2 protein-coding genes and 1 riboswitch are annotated in these 1,695 nt (G+C 34.3%); both genes read right to left on the minus strand.

Going from position 1 to position 1,695, the window contains the following annotated elements; translation table 11 throughout:
- A partial coding sequence (locus AC1DTM_RS25365) for a DUF4166 domain-containing protein (RefSeq protein WP_477001175.1) occupies nt 1–421 on the minus strand: 421 nt, incomplete at its 3' end.
- A gap of 4 nt (nt 422–425) precedes the next feature.
- Nucleotides 426–1,334 carry a DoxX-like family protein gene (locus AC1DTM_RS25370; RefSeq protein WP_016104480.1) on the minus strand — a complete coding sequence of 303 codons (909 nt, stop codon included), beginning with the start codon at nt 1,332–1,334 and terminating at the stop codon, nt 426–428.
- Between the two features lie 192 nt (nt 1,335–1,526).
- Nucleotides 1,527–1,695, plus strand: a riboswitch (Lysine riboswitch). This riboswitch is flagged as partial in the annotation.

Genomic DNA, 1,695 nt, shown 5'->3' on the forward strand with positions numbered 1-1,695 from the left:
TATGCATCCCGCCTTTTTCATCAATATAAAAATTCAACGTAGAAACGAGTATATGCGGTTCGCCAAAATAATCTACAATTTCATTATTCACTTCATCCAACTTCATAACAGCGTTAAAATATCTTTTCTTATTATGAAAATAAAAAGTACGATTCCACCGTACAAATTCTTTCCCCTGTCCATCTCGCTCAGCGGTATTATGTATCACAAACGGAACTTTTTGCCCTCGCTCAGAGAAAAACATACGGAACTTCGATGTGATTTTTAATATTAATTTAACGAAAAAAGATCCTCCATAAATTTCATCCATTTCCCCTTCCCCAATAAAGCTATTTCCCTTTGTTATCGCATATCGTTCCTGCAATTTTGGATGAAGCCTTTTATAAGAATCCCCTAATAATCTTTCATAAATATTAACCATATACTTATCCCTTTCTCGTCCTCTTACAATTTTTTGCACTCGGCAAATTAGTGCTATTCATATAACCGACAATCGATAACCCTATTAGAAGAAAATTTAATGTAATCGGATTAAACGGCTCTGTAAAACTTGTGATATTCGTAACTCCTGCCACTATAGTTAAGCCTATTAACATAACAATATGCAATATAAACAACTTTCGTTTTTGAAATGGCAATAGCCACATAACACCCCATATTATTTCTAAAAATCCAACTATTTTAAGTATAAAAATACTACTATCATTCGATCCGATTAGCGCAGAAAGCATCTTTACTTCTTCTGAATGAGTAAACATCAATTTCGGTACAATCCCTTGATATAACCATACGAAAGCAACTAAAAAGCAAACGAGCCAATACGTCATCGTTCTTCTAATTAGCAACTTAGGATGAAGTCCCTTTTCTAACCATAATTTTAAAGCATCAAAACTCCATGCAGTTGCCCAACCTAATAGCGGACGAAAAATATATGAATCTATCACATTCCCTATACGACCAAACCTTGTATCATAATCATATTGCGTTTCAAAATGAATATGTTCTCCATTCGGGGTATACTTCCAATAGCCTCGTCCTATTTGTATAAGTGATAGCTTATTGTCTGTCCAAAATTTCAAAGAGGAAATGCGCTCTCCAGTTTCTTTTCTTATTTCACCTATCGATTCCCCTTCTCCGGCTATTTCAAGCCCGAAACCAATCTTCGTTTTATATAAAAACTTCTGCGGCTCCCCCTCTTTTTTCTCCAAATACGAGATTTCCGTAAAACGGGCATCCCACTTTGTATGTAAGTCCGGCTCTTGCGTATATTCCCATAATTTCTTCATTTTTGTGTTCATTTCTGTTGCTACATAAATAGGCTTTTTCTTCCCCATCCTTCCACCTCCCATGCTCTATATTTTTAATGTACATGCAACGAATTTATTTTGCTATATTTTTCACAAACTAATTTAATAAAAAGATAGAATTTCAAAAAAATACAAAAAACACTTGATTCCCTGAAAAATTTAAATTATTATAAAACAAATGTTACCAACAACTTCATAAATCATACACTCTCGCCTAAAACGTGAGATAGAGGTTGCAACGCTTATAAGTATTCTAAAGGAGACACAGAGATGTCTATGATCTTAGAGGAAAGGAAGTGTTGCCGAAATTGATAAATTTCTCTGCATTTATCAATTGGGGCTGTTTTCGAATAGAAACAGAACTGTCATATGTACAGACGTGTACGTA

It is taken from the genome of Bacillus sp. P4_D3 (assembly GCF_056401855.1).